Here is a 19755-nt window from a genome sequence, read left to right as displayed (position 1 = left end):
TTGCGACGTCAGGGCAGGACGTCGGCGTCCTGCAGAGCCGACATGACCGTCTGCTCGATCGCGCGCTGACCCCGCGGAGTGGGGTGGACGTCGTCCTCCTGCATCCACTCGGGATGGCCCGCGAGCGGCTGACCGACGTCGATGAACGACCCTCCGACTTTCTCGACGGCGTTCTTCAGCGCGTCGGAGGTGACTGTGGTGTCGCCGGGAACATCGGGGTCGTCGTTCCAAATGGTGCTCAGGCCGATGATCCGCGCGTCGGGGGCGGCTGAGCGCAACTGGTCCACCGTGTCCTCGGTGTCGGCGCGGATCTCGTCCTCGTCCTCCCAGAAGTCGTTACTCGACGACTCCACGATGAGCAGCTGAGGTTGCAGGGCCGCGACCGCGGGAACGAGCCCGGCGTAGGTCGTGCCGCAATCTCCTTGGACGACGAAGCCCATGCCGGGACAGGCGAGGTTCGTCAGCCAGAGGTGCGCACGTCCAGCCAGCAGCGTCGGCCACGCCTGCTGCGGCTCCAGGCCGAAGCCGGACATGAGCGAGTCTCCGAGGGTCACCACGCGCAGCGGCGTCCCAGGGCTGGGTGAAGGCGACGGTGTGGCCTCGAGAACGGGAGCCGCGAAGGTGGGCACGGTTGCGGGCTGTGAGGGATCGGACGCGCACCCGGCGACCATCGCGATGACGCCCGCGGAGAGCGCGACCATCGAGGCCCCCCTGATACGGCGTCCGAACGTCATGACGCGATCCTAAGATCGCGCACCTATGAACGAGCGCCGAGCTCGACCCCTAGACGCGGAGCGCCGCGAGATGCTCTCTCAACGTGGGGCCTCCGCGGAACTCGCGAATGAGATGCTGAACGACCTCGCGCAGATCCCCGTCTGCGGCCTCGGCCACCGCGATCTGACGTGCCGAGCTGCCGCCCGTGGCCAGAATCGTCTCGAGGCTCGCGAACTCCTTCGCGCACTTGAGCTCGAGTGCGACGTCGGCGAGCTCTTCCATCGTCTCGCGCAGGTGATCGACCACCGGGCGCTGCGTACCCTCGCGGTCGACGATCACACGGGCGTCGAGGCCGTAGCGCGCGGCGCGCCACTTGTTCTCGCGGGCGTACCACGCCGGGATGCCGGGAAGCTCGCGCCCCTCGTCGAGCAGGCGCGAGAAATGCTCGACGAGCGTCTGCGCGAGAGAGGCGACGGCGGCCAGCTCCGGCAGGGTCGACATCCCATCGCAGGCGCGGATCTCGACGGTGCCCCACTTGGGCGCCGGACGGATGTCCCAGCGCACCTCGCTGGCATCCGCCATCACCCCCGTCCGAACCATGTCGTCGAGGTAGCTCTCGAAGTCGCCCCAGGAGTCGAGCTGCCAGGGGAGCCCCGCGGTCGGCAGCTGCTGGAAGACGAGGGCTCGGTTGGAGGCGTAGCCGGTGCGCTCGCCCGCCCAGAAGGGGCTGGATGCCGACAGTGCCTGCAGATGCGGGAGATACACGTTGAGCGCATTGACGATCGGCACGACCTTCTCGACGTCGTCGACGCCGATGTGCACGTGGATGCCCCAGATCATCATGTTTCGCCCCCACCACTGCGTGCGCTCGATGAGCGAGTGGTATCGCGTCTTGTCGGTGACCTCCTGGTCGAACCACTGCGCGAAGGGGTGGCTGCCGGCGCAGAGGATCTCCACGCCGCGCGGCTCGGTCTCGTCCCGGAGGGCGCAGATGGCGTCGGCGATGTCGTCGACGGCTTCGGCGACCGTGTGACCCACGCCGCTGGTCACCTCGACGGTGTTGGTGAGAAGCTCGCCGGTGACGGTGAAGCGCTCGAGAGCCGTCTTCTCCTCGAGCTGGTCGAGGATCTCCGGTGCGCGGGGGACCAGGTCGCCCGTCTCGCGGTCGGCGAGCATGAGCTCCCACTCCAGACCCACGGACGAACGCGTCGATGCAGCGAACGGCAGCCTCATGCGGCTCAGTCTGACACGGGGGTCGGATGCCGGGATCCTCCGCTACCCTCCGAGACACCGCGTGTCGCGGTGCGTCGCGTGTCAGCGTGGGGCCTGAGTATCTGGCAGAATAGAGGGCTGGACCCGCCACTCGACCCTCTATCCAGTGTCGGTCCACCCTTTTGAGCTTCCGCCGGGTGTGCACCCCACTCTCCAGGCGTTCGGTTCGTTCGTTTTCATCATTTGGAGTCATCGTGGCTGTCAAGATCCGTCTCAAGCGCCTCGGAAAGATCCGCGCGCCCTACTACCGCATCGTCGTCGCCGACTCGCGCACCAAGCGCGACGGTCGTGTCATCGAGGAGATCGGCAAGTACCACCCGACCGAGGAGCCCTCGTTCATCGAGGTCGACTCGGAGCGCGCGCAGTACTGGCTGTCCGTGGGCGCCCAGCCCACCGAGCAGGTTGCCGCCATCCTCAAGCTGACGGGCGACTGGGGCAAGTTCAAGGGCGACAAGAACGCCGTCTCCACCGTCAAGGTCCGCGAGCCCAAGGCCGCGTTCGAGGCCGACGCTTCGAAGAAGTCCGTCGTCAAGCCCAAGGCCGAGAAGAAGGCCGAAGCTCCCGCCGAGGCGCCCGCTGAGGACGCCGCCGAGACCTCGGCCGAGTAATTCCCGTGCTGTCTGCCGCGCTCGAACACGTCGTCAAGGGGATCGTCGATCACCCCGACGCCGTGACCATCCGTTCCAGCTCCTCGCCTCGCGGCGACGTGTTGGAGGTTCGCGTGCACCCCGATGACCGGGGTCGCGTGATCGGGCGCGGCGGACGCACCGCCAAAGCACTGCGTACGCTCGTGTCGGCTTTGGCCGACGGCCGCCGTGTGCGCGTCGACGTCGCCGACGACTGATGGCGAACGGCGACATCGCGGGTGCTCAGCCCGCCAAGACCCAGCTCCGCGTGGGACGCCTCGTCAAGGCCCACGGCCTGAAGGGCGCGTTCAAGCTCGAGCTGTACACCGACGATCCCGATGGGCGTTTCACGCCGGGGAGCACCTTCACCCTGCAGGTGCCGGAGTCCTCTCCCTGGCACGGCCGCGAGCTGAAGGTCCGCGAATTCCGGTGGATGAACTCTCACCCGGTCGCGTTCTTCGAGGGTGTCGACGACCGTAATGCGGCCGAGGAGCTCGTCAAGGCGATCCTCTGGATCGACCAGGACTCCGAGGCCGCCCCGGCCGAGGACGACGCCTGGTACGACCACCAGCTGGTGGGCCTCGATGTCGTGCGCGACGGAGCAGTGATCGGCCGCGTCGCCCGCGTCGACCACTTCCCCGCTCAAGACCTGCTGATCGTGCGTATGGCCGGTGAGGACCGCGAGGTGCTCGTGCCCTTCGTGGGTGCGATCGTGCCCGAGGTCGACATCGACGGTGGCCGCGTCGTCGTCACGCCCCCTGCGGGACTGTTCGAGGAGCTCCCGGCCGAGGCCGACGACGAGCCCGAGCCCGCCTCGTCGTCGGACGACTCCGACGATGAGACCACTGACGCCCCCGAGGACTGACGTGCGCATCGACGTCGTCTCGATCTTCCCGGCGATCTTCGACGCTCTCGAGTTGTCTCTGCTGGGCAGGGCTCGACAGAGCGGCCTTCTCGACGTTCGCATCCGCGACCTGCGCGACTACACGCACGATCGTCACCGCACGGTCGACGACACCCCCTACGGTGGCGGCGCCGGCATGGTGATGAAGCCTGAGCCCTGGGGCGAGGCGCTTGACGACGTCACGCGTGACGCCGCGAGCCGGCCTGTCATCATCTTCCCGTCGCCCGCGGGAGAGCGGTTCACGCAGGCGACGGCCCGCGAGCTCGCCACCGCCCCGCACCTCGTGTTCGGCTGCGGCCGGTACGAGGGCATCGACGAGCGCGTCTTCGACTACGCCGCCGAGCTCGGCGACGTGCGCCTGATCTCCCTGGGTGACTACGTCTTGAACGGCGGCGAAGTCGCCGTCATGGCGATGGTGGAGGCGATCGGCCGTCTGATCCCCGGTGTGGTCGGCAATCCCGAGAGCCTCGTCGAGGAGTCTCACGAAGACGGCCTCCTCGAGTACCCCTCGTTCACCAAGCCCGCGGTGTGGCGGGAGCGAGAGGTCCCGCCCGTGCTGCTCAGCGGCAACCACGGAGCCGTGGCGACCTGGCGGCGAGAGCAACAGCTCGAGCGTACGCGCCAGCGTCGGCCCGACCTGCTCGCCGACTGACGCACGGCATCCGGCGTTCGGCAGGCGGGGGTACCTCGGTGCCTCACGACGAAGGCGGGCTGCCGGGAAGTCGTGCTGCGGGGAGGAGATTCCAGGAGCGGAGGATGCCGGAACCCCTGGCGGTCCTCCCGTCGCGAAATCTCCTCCCGTTCGGCGAGCACCTCACCGAGCGGCGGCATAAGGATGCCGCGACCTCGAGGCCGCGGCATCCGGAACCGGTCTTCAGTCGACGCCGAGGAACGAGCGGTCGGTCAGAATGATGGGCCCGTCGGCGGTGATGGCCACCGTGTGCTCGGAGTGCGCGCCGCGCGAGCCGTCGGCGCTGCGGAGTGTCCAGCCGTCGGGGTCGGTGACGAGCTCGTCGGTGGTCTGCAGGAACCACGGCTCGAGAGCCAGCACGAGGCCTGCGCGCAGGGGGTAGCCGCGCCCGGCCTTGCCGTCGTTCGCGACGTGCGGGTCGCCGTGCATGGTGCGGCCCACCCCGTGACCGCCGAAGTCGAGGTTGATGCGGAGGCCGTCCGCGCGGGCGATTGACGCGATCGCGGCGGAGATGTCGCCGATCTTGTGGCCGACGGTCGCCGCCTCGATCGCTGCGGCCAGGGCGCGCTGGGTCGTGTCGATGAGCGCGAGATCTTCGTCGCGGGGGGTGCCGACGACGAACGAGACGGCTGAGTCGGCCACCCAGCCGTCGACGGATGCCGCGAAGTCCAGCGAGACGAGGTCGCCGTCGCGCAGCACGTAATCGTGGGGGAGTCCGTGCAGCACGGCGTCGTTGATCGAGGTGCAGAGCACCTTGCCGAACGGGCTCGCGCCGAACGAGGGGTGGTAGTCGATGTAGCACGACTCCGCGCCGGCCGAGCGGATCATCTCGTGCGCGCGTCGGTCCAGCTGCAGCAGGTTCGTCCCCACCTTCGTCTCGGCGCGCAGCGTGGCCAGCACCTCCGCGACGAAGCGTCCGGCGGGGCGCATCGCGTCGATCTCGGCCGGGGTGCGCAGTTCGATCATGGGTGGTTCCTCTCGCGTCGAACCCCCATTCTCCCCGATCCGCGGTGCGACCGCCCGACCGAACGGCGCCATAGCTTTCTCAGAGGCGGAGCACATGGTCGAGCCGTAGCATCGGGTCATGGCGCTGCGAAGACTGTTCCTCCACTGGCTGTTCCCGGCCGCTTTCGTTCTTCCGCTGTGGTTGTTCGTCGGGTGGATCGTGTTCTCGGGAGGCAGCGCCTGGGGTCTGTTGTGGCTCTTCGTCGCCGTGCCCGCCGTGTTCGTCTCCCAGCTCGTGCTGTCGTTGCTCATCCGCGCGCGCGGGAGCGTGCGCGAGAACCGCGCGGTGTCCTGGCGCGATCTGCTCGGTCTCGGTGCCTGGCACCTGGTGATCGTCGTACTCGGCCTGTTCGATTCGCGGGTTTTCTTCCCCCTGCTCGTGCTGTCGATCGCGGGCGCGCTCGTCCTTTTCTGGTCGACGCTCGCTCAGCTCTGGAACGAGGCGCGCGGTGCGGTGACCGTGCTGCACGCGACCGACGGAACGGCCTACATCCCGCCGGTCCGTGAGCGGCCGACGCAGCCGGTAGATGCCGAGGTCATCGTCGTCTCGGAGTCCCCCCGCCCCCGATGACGCCGCGCGGGCGGATACCGCCGACGGTACCGTTTTGGCCCGTCGGTGCGGGCGTGGCAGAATAGACGATTGTGCCCTGACCGGCTCTGCCTCAGGGGAGTCATGCCGCATCCGCGGCCGCGGGCACGCCTCACCTTTTTCCCTCTTATCGTGCGATCGACCTGTGGCGGTCGCAGGAAGTGATGATCATGCAGATCCTCGACTCCGTCGACGCGGCTTCGCTCCGCTCCGACATCCCCGCCTTCGGCCCCGGCGACACCGTCAAGGTGCACGTCAACATCACCGAAGGCAACCGCTCGCGTATCCAGGTGTTCCAGGGCGTCGTCATCGGCCGCTCGGGCGACGGTGTCCGCGAGACCTTCTGCGTCCGCAAGGTCAGCTTCCAGGTCGGCGTCGAGCGCACCTTCCCGGTCCACAGCCCCGTGATCGACCACATCGAGGTCGTCACCCGCGGTGATGTGCGTCGCGCCAAGCTGTACTACCTGCGCAGCCTCCGCGGCAAGAAGGCCAAGATCAAGGAGAAGCGCGACCGCTGAGTCCGCTCTCTCGAACGCCCCGTGGGTCACACCCGCGGGGCGTTCGGCGTTCTCACGGCGAGGTCGGTCACGGGGCGGCTCCGCGATGTGCGACCCTGGTTCGTGCGGTTCGGTCGGTGTGCGTCGAACCCGGTGAAGGAACATATGAGCGATCAGACCGCCTCGACCTCGGATGCCGTGGCATCCCGCTCCGCCGGACGGCGTCGACGCGGATGGGGGGCGTTCTTCCGCGACCTCCTCGTGATCGTGCTGATCGCGCTCGTGGTGTCGTTCGTGGTGAAGACGTTCGTCGTCCGGTCGTTCTACATTCCGTCCGCATCGATGGAGAACACGTTGATGATCAAGGATCGGATCCTCGTCGACGAATTGACTCCGAAGTTCGGACAGTACTCGCGCGGTGACGTCGTCGTGTTCCGCGACCCGGGTGGGTGGCTTCCCCCCAGCCCCTCTGAGCAGCGGTCACCCATCGTCGAGGGCGCGGACTGGGTGCTCTCGCTCTTCGGCCTGTCGGCGCCCGACAGCGACGACCACCTGATCAAGCGAGTCATCGGCACGGCGGGCGATCATGTCGTCTGTTGCAACGCTCTGGGACAGACGACCGTCAACGGCGTGCCGCTCGACGAGAGCTACGTCCGCCTCGCCCCCGGCGCCACCGCGCCAGAACCCGTCCCGTACGACATCACCGTGCCCGACGGCTCGCTGTGGGTGCTCGGCGACAACCGCAACAGCTCGCGCGACTCGCGCTTCAACCAGGATCAGCCGGGGCAGGGTTTCGTTCCCGTCGACAACGTCGTGGGTCGTGCCTTCCTCATCACCTGGCCGTTCACGCGCTTCGGGATGATCGACTTCCACCACGAGGTGTTCGCGGGCGTTCCCGCGCCGGCGGCGAAGTGATCGAACCCACCCTCACCCTCGAGCGTCGCCTGCTCAAGGAGCACGCGATCGTCATCGCGTGCGACGAAGTCGGACGAGGAGCCCTGGCGGGCCCGGTCGCGGTGGGTGCTGCGGTGATCGACCCGGCTCGCTCGCGGAAGCGGGTCCCCCAGGGGCTTCGGGACTCCAAACTGGTCCCCGAGGCTCGCCGCCCCGAGGTCGCCGCGCGAGCGGCCGCCTTCGTGCAGCACAGTGCCGTGGGCTGGGCGAGCTCCGTCGAGGTAGACGAGATCGGCATCATCCGCGCGCTGGGCCTCGCCGCGGTCCGGGCTATCGCCGATCTGCGCGCTCACGGCGTGGTGCCCGAAGAGGCCCTGGTCATCCTCGACGGCAACCACGACTACATCACTCCCGCGGGGGAGTCGGGTCTGACGGTGCGGCCGATCATCAAGGCCGACCGTGACTGCGCGAGTGCGGCGGCGGCATCCGTCATCGCCAAGGTGGCGCGGGACACGCTCATGACCGGCCTGCACGACGATCACCCCGCCTACGGGTGGGCCCGGAACAAGGGGTACGCGAGCCTCGACCATCGCGACGCGATCAGCGCTCACGGGATGAGTGTGCACCACCGGCACTCCTGGGCGATCGCGGCCGCACCGACCCTTTTCTGAGCTTTCGCGGGCGCAGTCGGACGGACGCGCCCGAGGTGTCCTGCCGTGCGGCCGGGACGACAGCGCGCGCCTAGGATGGAACAACCATGGATGACGACGTCTTCGAGGACTACGACCGCGAACTCGAGCTGGCCCTGTACCGCGAGTACCGCGATGTCGTTCGCCAGTTCACCTACGTGATCGAGACCGAGCGCCGGTTCTATCTCGCGAACGACGTCAACGTCGTCCGCCGCGACACCGAGCACGACTTCTACTTCGAGATCTCGATGACCGACGTATGGGTGTGGGACATCTATCGCGCCGACCGGTTCGTGAAGTCCGTGCGCGTGCTCACCTTCAAGGACGTCAACGTCGAAGAGCTCTCGCGTCACGACTTCCAACTGCCCGACGAGCTCTCCCTCGACAACTGAGGGTCCTCCCCAGCCGGTCGGTTCCCGCCGCTGTCCCCGGATAGCGGTCTCCGTTCCTCGGGCGTGGTGGGACGGATGCCACGCTCTCGGGCATGGCAGCGAAAGACGAACTCGGCAGAGCCGGCGAAGACCGCGCCGTCGCGTACCTGACGGACGACGGCTACCGCATCCTCACGCGTAATTGGCGATGCGCCCAGGGCGAGATCGACATCGTCGCCGTCCGTGCGGACACGCTCGTCGTGGTCGAGGTCAAGACCCGACGCAGCGAGGACTACGGACACCCCTTCGAGGCGATCGACGCGCGCAAGGCGCAGCGGCTCTGGCGTCTGGCGATGGCGTGGCTCGCAGCCCACCCTGACGAGGCGCGCGGGCGAACGCTTCGCGTCGACGCGATCGGTTTGGTCGGACCCGATCCTGCGCGGGCTCGCCTCGAGCACCTCGAGGACGCGCTGTGACCCTCGCGCGCACCTGGGCCGTCGCGCTGTCGGGCCTCCACGGCGACCTGGTGGAGGTCGAGGCCGATGTGTCCTCTCAGACTCCGGAGTTCTCGATCATCGGCCTCGCCGACAAGGCTCTGGGCGAGGCGGGACGACGCGTACGCGGCGCTTGCACCAACCGCGGGCTCGACCTGCCGAAGCGGCGGATCACCGTGAACCTCTCTCCGGCGAGCCTTCCCAAGCGCGGGTCGGGTTTCGACGTGGCGATCGCCGTCGCCGCTCTCGCCACGTCGATACGGATGGATGCCGTCCGCGTCGCGCAGACCGTGCACATCGGCGAGCTGGGGCTCGATGGGCGCCTTCGTCCCGTGCCCGGAGTGCTCCCGGCGGTGGTCGCGGCCCAGCGTGCGGGGTATCGGCGCGTCGTGGTCCCGGCAGCGAACGCCGCGGAGGCGGGGCTCATCGGCGACATCGAAGTGTTCGCGGCTTCGTGCCTCGCCGAGGTGGTGCGGTGGCACGGCGGGGCGAGCGATGCTCCAGACCTCGAGCCGGTCGCGGCACCGGCCCTCGGCGGCGGCGAGGACGAGCCGCTCGAACTGGCTGATGTCGTGGGGCAGGGGGATGCGGTCGACGCGTTGGTGGTGGCAGCAGCGGGTGGGCACCACCTCTTGATGAGCGGGCCACCGGGGGCAGGGAAGACGATGCTGGCCCGTCGGCTTCCCGGCATCCTGCCACCCCTCGACGACGAGGCGGCATTGTCGGTCGCATCTATCCGTTCCTTGTCGGGCGAGGCCGTGACACGCCTGTCCCGCACGCCTCCGTTCGAGAGCCCGCACCACGGGGCGACCGCTGCAGCGCTGATCGGCGGGGGATCCGGAGTCGTCAGGCCCGGGGCGATCGCACGCGCCAGCGAGGGGGTGTTGTTCCTGGACGAGGGCGGCGAATTCCCGGCGTCCGTTCTCGATGCTCTTCGACAGCCGCTGGAGAACGGCGTCATCCAGCTGCACCGTTCCGGAGTCGCGGCGACGTATCCGGCGCGGTTCCAGCTCGTCGTGGCGACCAACCCCTGTCCCTGCGGTCAGTACGGGGTACCGGGTGGTTCGTGCGAGTGCGCTCCGCAGGCGATTCGCCGGTATACGCGACGCCTGTCCGGGCCGTTGCTCGACCGCATCGACATCGATCTGCGGCTGCAGCGTGTGTCGACAGCGCGTCACGAGGGCGGTGCGCGATCGGTGTCATCGGAACGGGCACGGCATATCGTCGCCGAGGCGCGTGCGCGCGCGACGCGGAGGTGGGCCGCGACGCCGTGGCGCCGAAACGCCGACGTGCCCGGAACCTGGCTGCGTGGACCGGCGGCACCGTCCCCCGAGGTCGTGCGGCCCCTCGACACGGCCCTCCGTCGTGGAGCCCTGACGTTGCGCGGGTACGACCGGTTGCTGCGCGTCGCGTGGACGGTCGCCGATATCGCCGGGCATGACGAGTTGCGTTCAGACGATGTCGGTCGCGCTCTGTACCTGCGTCGGGGAGCGGGCGTATGACGGGCTTCGTCGTCGATCGCGACGAAGCCCGGAGGGCGCTCCAGGGACTCAGATCGACCGATGGAGCGGCCGCCGAGGCATATGCCCGGGCGGTGTGGAGCGTTCTCGTCGAGCCGGGCGACGGGGCGGCGGGTGAGCTCATCGCCGCGCACGGGGCGGCCGGGGCCCTGCATGTCGCGACGTCGGCTCAGGACGAGGAGGTCCGGGTGGCGCGCGCTCGCTGGCTTCCTCGACTGCGGCCTGAGGCGATAGACGCGGTGCTCGACGCCGCGCGTCGAGCGAGTGCCTCGCTGATCGTGCCGGGGGATGACCAGTGGCCGGAGCGGCTCGACGATCTCGGCGTTCATGCGCCCGTAGCTCTCTGGCGACGTGGGGGAGGGGGCACGAGCGATCGTCCGACAGTGGCACTGGTGGGCGCGCGGGCGTCCACGGCCTACGGCGAGGGCGTGGCGGCCGACCTCGCGGCGGATCTCTCGGCGTCGGGGGCCGTGATCGTCTCGGGGGCGGCGTACGGAATCGACGGGGCGGCTCATCGCGCGGCGCTGTCGACGGGAGGCATGACGGTCGCGTTCCTCGCCGGCGGCGTGGATCGCGCGTACCCCCGCGGGCACGAAAGCCTGCTCGCGAGGATCGCGAGCACCGGTGCGGTCTGGAGCGAGACGCCCTGCGGCGCGGCACCCACCAAGTGGAGGTTCCTCGCGCGCAATCGTCTCATCGCCGCGATGGCCGACGCGGTCGTGGTCGTCGAGGCGGGGTGGCGCAGCGGTTCGCTCAACACCGCCGCTCATGCCGCGAGCCTCGGCCGAGCGCTCGGGGCCGTACCCGGCCCGGTGACGAGCGCGGCATCCGCGGGCTGTCACCGCATCCTTCGCGACTACGGCGGGGTGTGCGTGACCTCCGCGGCGGATGTCCTCGAGATGCTCGGCAGGGGTGCGCGGGAGCCGGAGCGTCTCACGGATCGCACAGACGACACGACGAGGGTGTGCGATGCCCTTTCCCCGAGGTCGGCTCGTTCGACGGCGGAGGTCGCACGCCGGAGCGGCCTGTCTGTCGCGGAGACCGAAGCCGTCCTCGGGTTCGCCGAACTCGAGGGGAGAGCCCGTCGCGATGACGACGGTCTCTGGATGGCGATGCATTCGAGACCAGAGTGACGGGGGAATGCATGGGCGTCGCGCGTCGTCCCGCCTCCGTTGGCGATCAGCGGGCACTCTGGGTGAATGCACCTGTCGGAGGCCGTGGAGGGCTACCTCGCCCATCTCGCCGACGTGCGTCGGCTGTCCGCCGCAACGGTGCGCGCATATCGGTCCGATCTCGCCGACCTCGTCTCGGCTCTGGGCGATCGCCCCCTCGCTGACGTCGATGTGGAAGACCTGCGCGAGTGGCAGTGGCAGGCCGCCCGGTCCGGTCGGTCGAAGGCGACATCGGCGCGTCGAACCTCGACGCTGCGAGGACTCTTCGCATGGGCGGTCGAGCAAGAGATCGTCGTCGCCGACCCGTCGCAGCGACTGGTGTCGCCGAAGCGCGGACGAACGCTCCCCGCTGTGGCGACTGCGGAAGCATTGGAGGGCGTGCTCGCCGCCGCGGCCCAACGCGCCGACGGCGGAGATCCGGTCGCTGCGAGAGATCACGCCCTGCTCGAGATCCTCTATGGTTCGGGCGCGCGCGTCTCCGAGATCTGCGGTCTGGATCTCGACGACGTCGACCACGAGCGACGAACCCTTCTGCTCCGCGGCAAGGGCGACAAAGACCGGGTCGTTCCGTTCGGGCTGCCGGCTTCGCGGGCGCTGGAGGCGTACCTGGTGCGGGCGCGGCCGGTATTGCGGGCTCGCGCGCTCGAGGCGACCGTATCGATCGGAAGCGCCAGGAACGGGGGGCCTTCGGAGGGGAGCGGGCCAGCTCGAGGCGAGCGACACGCCGCCCGCGCGCGCACCGACGCCGCGGGTCGCGCCGTCTTCCTCGGCGCGAGAGGGGCCCGGCTCGGTCCGCGAGCCGTTCACGAGCTCGTCTCGAGGACCGTCGCCCCGAGTGTCGGCGCGGAGGTGCTCGGTCCGCACGCGCTCCGCCACTCCGCGGCGACGCACCTGCTCGACGGCGGCGCCGACCTGCGCGCGGTCCAGGAGATCCTCGGTCACGCGAGCCTGGGGACGACGCAGATCTACACGCACGTCTCGGCCGAACGACTGCGCGAGGCCTACCGCCTCGCGCACCCGAGAGCCTGACGGACGGGTCGGCGGGTGGTGTTTCGCGCCCGCGTCGCCGCGACCGGATGACCGCCTGCCGTGCCGACGGTGAAACGGGTGCGAACCTGCGCGTGACGCCCTAGCGTGGAGCCGTGAACCTTCACCGCTCGGTGCCTGCCGCTCTCGGCGTGCTCGCCCTCGCCGGTGTGCTCAGCGCCTGCAGCATGACTCCCGAGCCCGTCGAGACCCGACTCCCTCCGGAACGAGCGGCGTCGAGCGCTCCGTCCTCGGCCGCGGTCCCGTCCCCGTCGGTCGTGACCATCTCTCCCGCCCCCGTCTCGACGGGCGCCCCCAGCGGTCCCCCCGCGAATGCATCGGGTGACACCGTGTCCTGCGGTGATGGCGGTACGCAATCGGTGTCGGGGTCCGAGCAGACCGTCCGAGTCGTCGGGACCTGTGCCGAACTCACGGTCTCGGGCTCCGCCCTCACGGTCGACGCCTCGGCGGCATCCATCCGCACCCTGCGAATCTCGGGAGACCGCGCGCGTGTGGACGCCGCCGCGATCGACGCGCTCGTCGTCCAGGGCAACGACGGCTCGGTCCGTTCCGCGGGTGCCATCGGAAGCGTCGACGTGAGCGGAGACCGCTCGACGGTCGACGCGGAAGGCGCGGTGTCTTCCGTGACCGTCCGTGGGCAGGACAACGTCGTTCGAGCCTCGGGCGGCGTCGGGACGCAGACCGTCGAGGGCCGCGGCAACCAGATCGGCTGAGCCCGCTCAGCAGCACGGCAGAAGCACGGCCCGTGGCACGCCGCCCAGCAACCTCAGCGGGTTGACGTACGCGCCCCGTAACCGCACGCCGAAGTGGACGGTACCGGGCCCGGTGTGGCCCTCGTCGGAGACCGTGCCGACCGGCGCACCGCGGGCGACCGGGTCGCCCGCGGCGAGATCTGTGCTGACGGGCTCCAACGTCGTCACGAGACCGCCGCCGTGGTCGATCGTGACGATGCTGCGACCGGCCACCATCCCGACGAACGCCACGCGTCCGTCCGCGGGCGAACGGACCGCGTCCGCTCGCAGATCGACGCCCCGGTGCCCCGGACCGTACGCGTGCGCGGGCGCGATGAACGGTCGTGTCACCTCGACGGGCGTCACGGGCCACACCCATCCGAGATCGGCGAGTCGATCGCCTTCCACGGCGTCGGCTCGCGTCACGGCGAGCATCACCGCGATCAGCGCGATCAGGCTCACACAGCGGAGGGATGCCGAGATCATCCGGGAAGTCTTGCGCGCGGGCGTCTCGTCCGCGGGCGAAGGAGCGGAACCGGGGAGAGGTTGACCCCGGCATGCGGGTGGGGAGGAGCGGTCCTGTATGCTGGACCTTGCATCTCGCTTGTCGGGATGACTCCGCGTGCCCACAGCGCACCGCGTGGCCTCTCGGGGCAGCGCACCGCGCGGCATCCACACCCCCTGGTCCTTCGCTTCGGCGAGTGGCGGGTGTGCGCCGGGCACCAGGCTCGTCAGACGGACCGTCTGGCGCGAACAACCACAACCACGGCGCGAAAGCGCCCAGAAACAGGAGTACGACCATGGCCGTCGTCACCATCCGCCAGCTGCTCGACAGCGGCGTTCACTTCGGACACCAGACCCGCCGGTGGAACCCGAAGGTGAAGCGCTTCATCCTCACCGAGCGCTCCGGCATCCACATCATCGACCTGCAGCAGTCGCTCGGGTACATCGACAAGGCGTACGAGTTCGTCAAGGAGACCGTCGCGCACGGCGGCACCATCCTCTTCGTCGGCACCAAGAAGCAGGCGCAGGAAGTCCTCGCCGAGCAGGCGACCCGCGTGGGCCAGCCCTACGTCAACCAGCGCTGGCTCGGTGGCCTCCTCACCAACTTCCAGACGGTGTCGAAGCGCCTCGCCCGCATGAAGGAGCTCGAGGAGCTCGACTACGAGAACCCCGCCGAGAGCGGCTTCACCAAGAAGGAGCTCCTGCTCAAGAAGCGCGAGCTCGACAAGCTGCACAAGTCGCTCGGTGGTATCCGCAACCTGCAGAAGACCCCGTCGGCCATCTGGGTCGTCGACGCCAAGCGCGAGCACCTCGCCGTCGACGAGGCCAAGAAGCTCGGCATCCCCGTGATCGGCATCCTCGACACGAACGCCGACCCCGACGAGTTCCAGTACCCGATCCCCGGCAACGACGACGCGATCCGTTCGGTGAGCCTGCTCACGCGCATCATCGCCGACGCCGCCGCCGAGGGCCTGATCCAGCGTCACCAGCCCGCCGGTGAGGAAGAGGCCGCCGAGCCTCTCGCCGAGTGGGAGCGCGAGCTCCTCGAGGCGCCCGCCGAGTCGACCGAGGCTCCGGCTGCCGAGTCGGCCGAGGCGCCCGCCGCTGAGTCGACCGAGGCCGCCGAGACCGAGGCTGCTGACGCCGAGGCCACCGACAGCAAGTAAGCCGCGAGGCATTCCGTTCGCCTTCGCGTGATCGGTGCGCCACCCGCACAGGCTACGATCCGGCGGGGTCGTGATGGCTCCCTCTTGGGGGAGCGACACGGCCCCGCCGGGCTCACATCTAGAACGCAAACGACAAGGAGACGCCACACCATGGCAAACTTCACGATCGCCGACATCAAGGCTCTGCGCGAGCAGCTCGGCACGGGCATGGTCGACACCAAGAAGGCGCTCGAAGAGGCCGACGGCGACGTCGAGAAGGCCGTCGAGATCCTGCGCCTCAAGGGTGCCAAGGGCAACGCCAAGCGCGCCGACCGTTCGACCAGCGAGGGCCTCGTCGCCGCGCGCGAGAACGACGGATCCGTGACCCTGCTCGAACTCGCCTGCGAGACCGACTTCGTCGCAAAGAACGAGCGCTTCATCGCTCTGGCCGACAAGGTCGTCGACGCGGCTGCCGCCGCCGGTGCCGACTCGGTCGAGGCCGCCCTGGCCGCCGACGCCGACGGCAAGACCGTCGAGCAGCTCATCTCGGACGAAGCCGCCATCATCGGTGAGAAGGTCGAGCTCCGTCGCGTGCGCACCATCTCGGGCGACAAGTTCGAGGTCTACCTGCACAAGACCAGCAAGGACCTGCCCCCGCAGGTCGGCGTGGTCCTCGTCTACTCGGGCGACGACGCCGAGACCGCTCGCTCGATCGCGCAGCACATCTCGTTCGCGAACCCCTCGTACCTCACCCGTGACGCCGTGCCCGAGGCAGACGTCGAGAAGGAGCGCGAGATCGTCACCGAGATCTCGCGCAACGAGGGCAAGCCCGAGGCCGCCCTGCCGAAGATCGTCGAGGGACGCGTCAACGCGTTCTTCAAGCAGGTCTCGCTGCTCGACCAGGACTACGCGAAGGACAACAAGCTGTCCGTCGCCAAGGTCGCGTCCGACGCCGGTCTCACGCTGACCGACTTCGCCCGCTTCAAGGTCGGCGCGTAACCCTTCGACAGGCTCAGGGCCCGTCATGAGGCCCGGGATGCCACGGCATCCCGGGCCTTTTCCCTGCCCGCGCCTCGTGTCGCCTCCGGCATTCCGGTGGCGGGAGGCGGGGGATAGTTTGTTCAAGACGAGAGGACATCACACGTGATCGATGAAGCCACCAAGCGCCGCCGAGTTCTGCTGAAGCTGTCGGGGGAGGCGTTCGGCGGGGGCCAACTGGGCGTGAATCCCGACATCGTGGGACAGATCGCCCGCGAGATCGCCGAGGCGGTCGACCGCGTCGACGTCGCCATCGTCGTCGGCGGCGGCAACTTCTTCCGTGGCGCCGAGCTCAGCCAACGCGGCATGGACCGCGGGCGCGCCGACTACATGGGCATGCTCGGCACCGTGATGAACTCGCTCGCACTGCAGGACTTCCTCGAGCAGGCCGGGGCGGCCACGCGCGTGCAGTCCGCCATCTCGATGACGCAGGTCGCCGAGCCCTACATCCCGCGCCGCGCTGTGCGCCACCTCGAAAAGGGCCGCGTCGTCATCTTCGGTGCGGGCGCGGGTCTTCCATACTTCTCTACCGACACCGTTGCCGCCCAGCGAGCTCTCGAGATCGGCGCGACCGAGGTTCTGGTCGCCAAGAACGGCGTCGACGGCGTCTACACCGCCGATCCGAACGTGGACCCGAGCGCGACCAAGCTCGACCACGTGACCTACGGCGACGCCCTGCAGAAGGGGTTGAAGGTGGTGGACTCCACCGCGTTCAGCCTGTGCATGGACAACGGTATGGACATGCGAGTCTTCGGTATGGAGCCGGCCGGAAACGTCACCCGGGCCCTGCTCGGTGAGACGATCGGTACCCTCGTCACCGCATGACGCGCCGCGCGAGCCCGGGAAGCCGGGCTCGCGCGCGACTAGACTCGACAGTCAGTCCCAACGAATGGAGTCACCGTGATTTCCGATGTCCTCGCCGATGCCGGAGCGCGCATGGATCGCGCCGTGGAGGCCGCCAAGGAGGACTTCGCGACCGTCCGTACCGGGCGCGCGAACCCCCAGATGTTCCAGAAGGTGCTGGTCGACTACTACGGGTCGCCCACCCCTCTCGCTCAGCTCGCCTCGCTGAACAACCCCGAGGCCCGCACCCTCGTCATCAACCCGTACGACAAGTCGGCGCTGAAGGCGATCGAGCAGGCGATCCGCGACATGCCGAACCTCGGGGTCAACCCGACGAACGACGGCACCATCGTTCGAGTCACCATGCCCGAGCTCACCCAGGACCGCCGCAAAGAGTACGTGAAGATCGTGCGCGGTAAGGGCGAGGACGCCAAGGTGCAGGTGCGCAACCTTCGACGCAAGGCCAAGGACGACCTCGACGCCCTGAAGAGCGATGTCGGCGAAGACGAGCTCGTCCGCGCCGAGAAGGAGCTCGACACCGTGACGCGCACGCACGTCGACTTGATCGACGAGGCGCTCAAGCGCAAAGAGGCCGAGCTTCTCGAGGTCTGACCCCCCATGCCCGAAGCCCCTGAGATCGGCGAGGGCGAGCCGGTCGATCCGACCGCCTCGCCTCGCCGGGCCGACTCGGCTCGCCGCTCGCCGACCACAGGCGAGGGCGTGACCGCCATCGAGTCGCAGCTGCGCTCTATGCGATCGGATGCCGAGCAGCACATCGCGCACGCGCGTGCGGAGTTCGACCAGGCGAACGAGCGGCTCAAACAGCGAACCGGCCGCGACCTCATCGTCGCGACCCTGATCGGTGTGGGCATCGGCGCGATCGTCGTCGCTTCGCTCATCTTCATCAAGTGGCTGTTCGTGCTGTTCGCAGCGGCCGCCATGGTGCTGGGCGTGCTCGAGTTCTCGCGCGCCCTGCAGGTGTCGGGCCGTCGCGTCGACGTCGTGCCGCAGCTCGCCATGGGCTTCCTGCTGCTGCTCAGCGGGTTCTTCCTCGGACCCTGGGTGCACTGGATCGCGACCCTCGTCGCTGTCGTCGTGGTGGTCGTGTGGCGGTTGACGGCGCAGATGTTCGCGTCCGACGGTCGCGCGCACATCGAGGTCATCGGCGACGTCCTGGTCGCGAGCTTCGTGCAGCTGTACGTCCCCTTCCTCACCAGCGTGGCGATGATCCTCCTCGCCCAGCCTCGAGGCGAGTGGTGGGTGCTCGCGTTCCTCATCCTCGCGGTGGCCGCCGACACCGGTGCCTACGTCTCAGGCCTGACCTTCGGACGGGGTGGGCGGCATCCGATGGCCCCTCGCATCAGCCCGAAGAAGACGTGGGAGGGTTTCGCGGGTGCATGCCTCGCCGCCCTGGTCGCCGGCGCTTTGCTCGCCGCGTTCATGCTGCAGGTGCCGTGGTGGGCCGGGCTCATCTTCGGGGCGGTCGTGCTCGCGACGGCCACCGTCGGCGACCTCGGAGAGTCGATGCTCAAGCGCGACCTGGGTATCAAGGACATGAGCTCGTGGCTCCCGGGCCACGGGGGAGTACTCGACCGCCTCGACTCGATCCTGCCGTCGGCGACGGCCGCCCTGGTGATGTTCTATCTGCTCGCCCCGTTGGGAGTGTCATGACCGAGACGCCGATCCACGACACCGTGGCAGCGACACCGTTCCCGACGACCTCCGGTCGCACGAAGGGGTACGAGAAGCGCGCCGTCGACGTGTTCCTCGCCCGCGCGCGCGAGGCGTTCGAGGCTGACGACCTCGGAGCGCTGCGTTCGTCCGAGGTGCGCATCGCGGCGTTTCCCCTCGTCCGGGGAGGCTACAGAGTCGACGCGGTCGACGCCGCCCTCGGACGGGTCGAAGACGCCTTCGCCGCGCGTGAACGCGACTACGCCCTGTCGCGTCTCGGTGCGCGCGCCTGGGTCGCGGAGACGCGCGATACGGCGCAGGTGGTGCTCGACCGTCTCCGTCGACCGCGGGGGTCGCGGTTCGACCGCGTCGGGTTCTTCCGGTACGGCTATCGCGTGGACGAGGTCGACGTCGTCGCGGATCGCATCGCACGTTACCTGGCGGCGGGCGATCCGATCACACCGGAACAGGTCCGCTCCGTCGCGTTCCGCATGCAGCGCGGCGGGTATCGCGAGACGCAGGTCGATGCGGTGCTCGATGCGGTCGTCGAAGTCATGCTCGCCGTCGGATGACCACCGCGCGTGGCATCCTTGCTCGAGCGTCGGTAGAATCGAGCGCACTGTGACTTCAGGTTCGGAACTTTCGCGCGCATCCGCTTCCCCCGTCGGCCGCCGGGGCGCATCGGTCGACGTGGTCCCGCCGACGCTCCCTCGTCGCTCCGGGCCGCGATGGTCGCGCCGCCGCGGCGTGGTCGGGGTCTTCGGCGCCGCCGCCGCGGTGCTGTTCGTCGGAGCGTACGTCGGCCCTATGGGGGCATCCCTGCTCCCCGCTCAGGCCGAGGAGCCGCACACCGTCACTCTCTACGCCGAGGGGCTCGGCGACACGCAGGCCGTCTCGACGTCGGGCGAGAAGCAGGCCCCCCAGCTCGATCGTGCGAGCTACAACGTCTACGTCAAGCCCAAGCCGACCCCGACGCCCACTCCGGCTCCGTCGCGCTCGAAGGACACGGGCTCGGAGTCGTCGTCGGGAAGCTCCGGTCCGGTGCTGTACTCCGGCGGTGGCGCCCCCGCCGAGTGGATGGCCGCGGCGGGCATCTCCGAGTCCGATATGGGTTTCGTCGACTACATCGTCAGCCGCGAGAGCGGTTGGAATCCCAATGCGACGAATCGCTCGTCGGGGGCGTGTGGTCTGGTCCAGGCTCTTCCGTGCGGCAAGGTACCGGGCAACGGCTACGACCCCGTCGACAACCTGCGCTGGGGAACCGGATACGCCACTGGCCGGTACGGCGGCTGGGCCGGCGCCTACGCCTTCTGGACCGCGAACCACTGGTGGTGAGCG

25 protein-coding genes are annotated in these 19755 nt (G+C 69.2%); 21 read left to right on the top strand and 4 right to left on the bottom strand.

The window, feature by feature from the left end; translation table 11 throughout:
- Nucleotides 1-8: 8 nt before the first annotated feature.
- Together NE358_RS09190 and NE358_RS09185 are read right to left on the bottom strand one after the other, a co-directional pair.
- Nucleotides 9-734 carry an SGNH/GDSL hydrolase family protein gene (locus NE358_RS09190; protein ID WP_289937786.1) on the bottom strand — a complete coding sequence of 242 codons (726 nt, stop codon included), beginning with the start codon at nucleotides 732-734 and terminating at the stop codon, nucleotides 9-11.
- A gap of 49 nt (nucleotides 735-783) precedes the next feature.
- On the bottom strand, nucleotides 784-1947 hold the full coding sequence (locus NE358_RS09185) for a glutamate--cysteine ligase (RefSeq protein ID WP_289937783.1): 1164 nt from the start codon (nucleotides 1945-1947) through the stop codon (nucleotides 784-786).
- Between the two features lie 233 nt (nucleotides 1948-2180).
- Between NE358_RS09185 and rpsP the strand changes: the two genes are divergently transcribed.
- From rpsP to trmD, 4 genes are read left to right on the top strand one after another with little or no spacing between them, the layout of a single operon-like run.
- Nucleotides 2181-2594, top strand: a complete 414-nt coding sequence (gene rpsP, locus NE358_RS09180) for a 30S ribosomal protein S16 (RefSeq protein ID WP_056230889.1) — start codon at nucleotides 2181-2183, stop codon at nucleotides 2592-2594.
- A 5-nt stretch (nucleotides 2595-2599) separates the two neighbouring features.
- Nucleotides 2600-2830 carry an RNA-binding protein gene (locus NE358_RS09175; RefSeq protein ID WP_094736438.1) on the top strand — a complete coding sequence of 77 codons (231 nt, stop codon included), beginning with the start codon at nucleotides 2600-2602 and terminating at the stop codon, nucleotides 2828-2830.
- On the top strand, nucleotides 2830-3477 hold the full coding sequence (rimM, locus tag NE358_RS09170) for a ribosome maturation factor RimM (RefSeq protein ID WP_116239913.1): 648 nt from the start codon (nucleotides 2830-2832) through the stop codon (nucleotides 3475-3477). Before NE358_RS09175 ends, rimM begins: the two co-directional genes overlap by 1 nt.
- 1 nt (nucleotide 3478) lies before the next feature.
- Nucleotides 3479-4168 (top strand): tRNA (guanosine(37)-N1)-methyltransferase TrmD, encoded by a 690-nt coding sequence (trmD, locus tag NE358_RS09165; protein ID WP_116239912.1) that lies wholly within the window; start codon nucleotides 3479-3481, stop codon nucleotides 4166-4168.
- Nucleotides 4169-4390: 222 nt separating this feature from the next.
- Here trmD and map read toward each other — a convergent pair whose 3' ends face one another.
- Nucleotides 4391-5173, bottom strand: coding sequence for a type I methionyl aminopeptidase (gene map, locus NE358_RS09160; protein ID WP_103208945.1), 783 nt, complete (start codon nucleotides 5171-5173; stop codon nucleotides 4391-4393).
- Between the two features lie 118 nt (nucleotides 5174-5291).
- Between map and NE358_RS09155 the strand changes: the two genes are divergently transcribed.
- From NE358_RS09155 to NE358_RS09110, 10 genes are all read left to right on the top strand, one after another.
- Nucleotides 5292-5783: an MFS transporter permease gene (locus tag NE358_RS09155; RefSeq protein WP_258027936.1), complete on the top strand. Its 492-nt coding sequence runs from the start codon at nucleotides 5292-5294 to the stop codon at nucleotides 5781-5783.
- Between the two features lie 182 nt (nucleotides 5784-5965).
- Nucleotides 5966-6319 (top strand): 50S ribosomal protein L19, encoded by a 354-nt coding sequence (gene rplS, locus NE358_RS09150; RefSeq protein WP_499317682.1) that lies wholly within the window; start codon nucleotides 5966-5968, stop codon nucleotides 6317-6319.
- 144 nt (nucleotides 6320-6463) lie between these two features.
- A complete protein-coding gene (gene lepB / locus NE358_RS09145; protein ID WP_103209919.1) occupies nucleotides 6464-7213 on the top strand; it encodes a signal peptidase I in 750 nt (249 codons plus the stop codon).
- Complete coding sequence (gene rnhB, locus NE358_RS09140; RefSeq protein WP_141378312.1) at nucleotides 7210-7863, top strand: ribonuclease HII; 654 nt, start codon at nucleotides 7210-7212, stop codon at nucleotides 7861-7863. The genes lepB and rnhB overlap by 4 nt, the downstream gene beginning before the upstream one ends.
- 86 nt (nucleotides 7864-7949) lie before the next feature.
- Nucleotides 7950-8273 carry a DUF2469 family protein gene (locus NE358_RS09135; RefSeq protein WP_055836674.1) on the top strand — a complete coding sequence of 108 codons (324 nt, stop codon included), beginning with the start codon at nucleotides 7950-7952 and terminating at the stop codon, nucleotides 8271-8273.
- A 92-nt stretch (nucleotides 8274-8365) separates the two neighbouring features.
- The gene (locus tag NE358_RS09130; protein WP_103208951.1) at nucleotides 8366-8728 is read left to right on the top strand and encodes a YraN family protein; all 363 of its coding nucleotides are present in this window, start codon (nucleotides 8366-8368) and stop codon (nucleotides 8726-8728) included.
- Nucleotides 8725-10248: a YifB family Mg chelatase-like AAA ATPase gene (locus tag NE358_RS09125; protein ID WP_103208954.1), complete on the top strand. Its 1524-nt coding sequence runs from the start codon at nucleotides 8725-8727 to the stop codon at nucleotides 10246-10248. Before NE358_RS09130 ends, NE358_RS09125 begins: the two co-directional genes overlap by 4 nt.
- Nucleotides 10245-11399: a DNA-processing protein DprA gene (gene dprA / locus NE358_RS09120; RefSeq protein ID WP_103208956.1), complete on the top strand. Its 1155-nt coding sequence runs from the start codon at nucleotides 10245-10247 to the stop codon at nucleotides 11397-11399. The genes NE358_RS09125 and dprA overlap by 4 nt, the downstream gene beginning before the upstream one ends.
- Nucleotides 11400-11465: 66 nt before the next feature.
- Nucleotides 11466-12467: a tyrosine recombinase XerC gene (locus tag NE358_RS09115; RefSeq protein WP_289937747.1), complete on the top strand. Its 1002-nt coding sequence runs from the start codon at nucleotides 11466-11468 to the stop codon at nucleotides 12465-12467.
- A 113-nt stretch (nucleotides 12468-12580) separates the two neighbouring features.
- Complete coding sequence (locus tag NE358_RS09110) at nucleotides 12581-13198, top strand: DUF3060 domain-containing protein (RefSeq protein ID WP_289937744.1); 618 nt, start codon at nucleotides 12581-12583, stop codon at nucleotides 13196-13198.
- 6 nt (nucleotides 13199-13204) lie between these two features.
- Here NE358_RS09110 and NE358_RS09105 read toward each other — a convergent pair whose 3' ends face one another.
- Nucleotides 13205-13702, bottom strand: coding sequence for a murein hydrolase activator EnvC family protein (locus NE358_RS09105; protein WP_180993452.1), 498 nt, complete (start codon nucleotides 13700-13702; stop codon nucleotides 13205-13207).
- Nucleotides 13703-14016: 314 nt separating this feature from the next.
- On the opposite strand from NE358_RS09105, the gene rpsB reads away from it, so the two are divergent.
- The 7 genes from rpsB (at nucleotide 14017) to NE358_RS09070 (ending at nucleotide 19752) form a co-directional block, all read left to right on the top strand.
- On the top strand, nucleotides 14017-14886 hold the full coding sequence (gene rpsB / locus NE358_RS09100) for a 30S ribosomal protein S2 (protein ID WP_103208964.1): 870 nt from the start codon (nucleotides 14017-14019) through the stop codon (nucleotides 14884-14886).
- A 150-nt stretch (nucleotides 14887-15036) separates the two neighbouring features.
- Complete coding sequence (gene tsf, locus NE358_RS09095; RefSeq protein ID WP_289937737.1) at nucleotides 15037-15864, top strand: translation elongation factor Ts; 828 nt, start codon at nucleotides 15037-15039, stop codon at nucleotides 15862-15864.
- A 144-nt stretch (nucleotides 15865-16008) separates the two neighbouring features.
- Nucleotides 16009-16728 (top strand): UMP kinase, encoded by a 720-nt coding sequence (gene pyrH, locus NE358_RS09090; protein WP_116239906.1) that lies wholly within the window; start codon nucleotides 16009-16011, stop codon nucleotides 16726-16728.
- Between the two features lie 75 nt (nucleotides 16729-16803).
- Nucleotides 16804-17358, top strand: a complete 555-nt coding sequence (gene frr, locus NE358_RS09085; RefSeq protein WP_094736471.1) for a ribosome recycling factor — start codon at nucleotides 16804-16806, stop codon at nucleotides 17356-17358.
- 6 nt (nucleotides 17359-17364) lie between these two features.
- The gene (locus NE358_RS09080; protein WP_103208972.1) at nucleotides 17365-18417 is read left to right on the top strand and encodes a phosphatidate cytidylyltransferase; all 1053 of its coding nucleotides are present in this window, start codon (nucleotides 17365-17367) and stop codon (nucleotides 18415-18417) included.
- A complete protein-coding gene (locus tag NE358_RS09075) occupies nucleotides 18414-18989 on the top strand; it encodes a DivIVA domain-containing protein (protein ID WP_103208974.1) in 576 nt (191 codons plus the stop codon). The genes NE358_RS09080 and NE358_RS09075 overlap by 4 nt, the downstream gene beginning before the upstream one ends.
- A 49-nt stretch (nucleotides 18990-19038) precedes the next feature.
- Nucleotides 19039-19752: an aggregation-promoting factor C-terminal-like domain-containing protein gene (locus NE358_RS09070; RefSeq protein WP_246078277.1), complete on the top strand. Its 714-nt coding sequence runs from the start codon at nucleotides 19039-19041 to the stop codon at nucleotides 19750-19752.
- Nucleotides 19753-19755: the final 3 nt, after the last annotated feature.

The organism is Sphingomonas sp. G5 (assembly GCF_052660795.1).
Note: the sequence above shows the minus strand (reverse complement) of the source record. Positions and strands in the feature narration are given on the sequence as shown.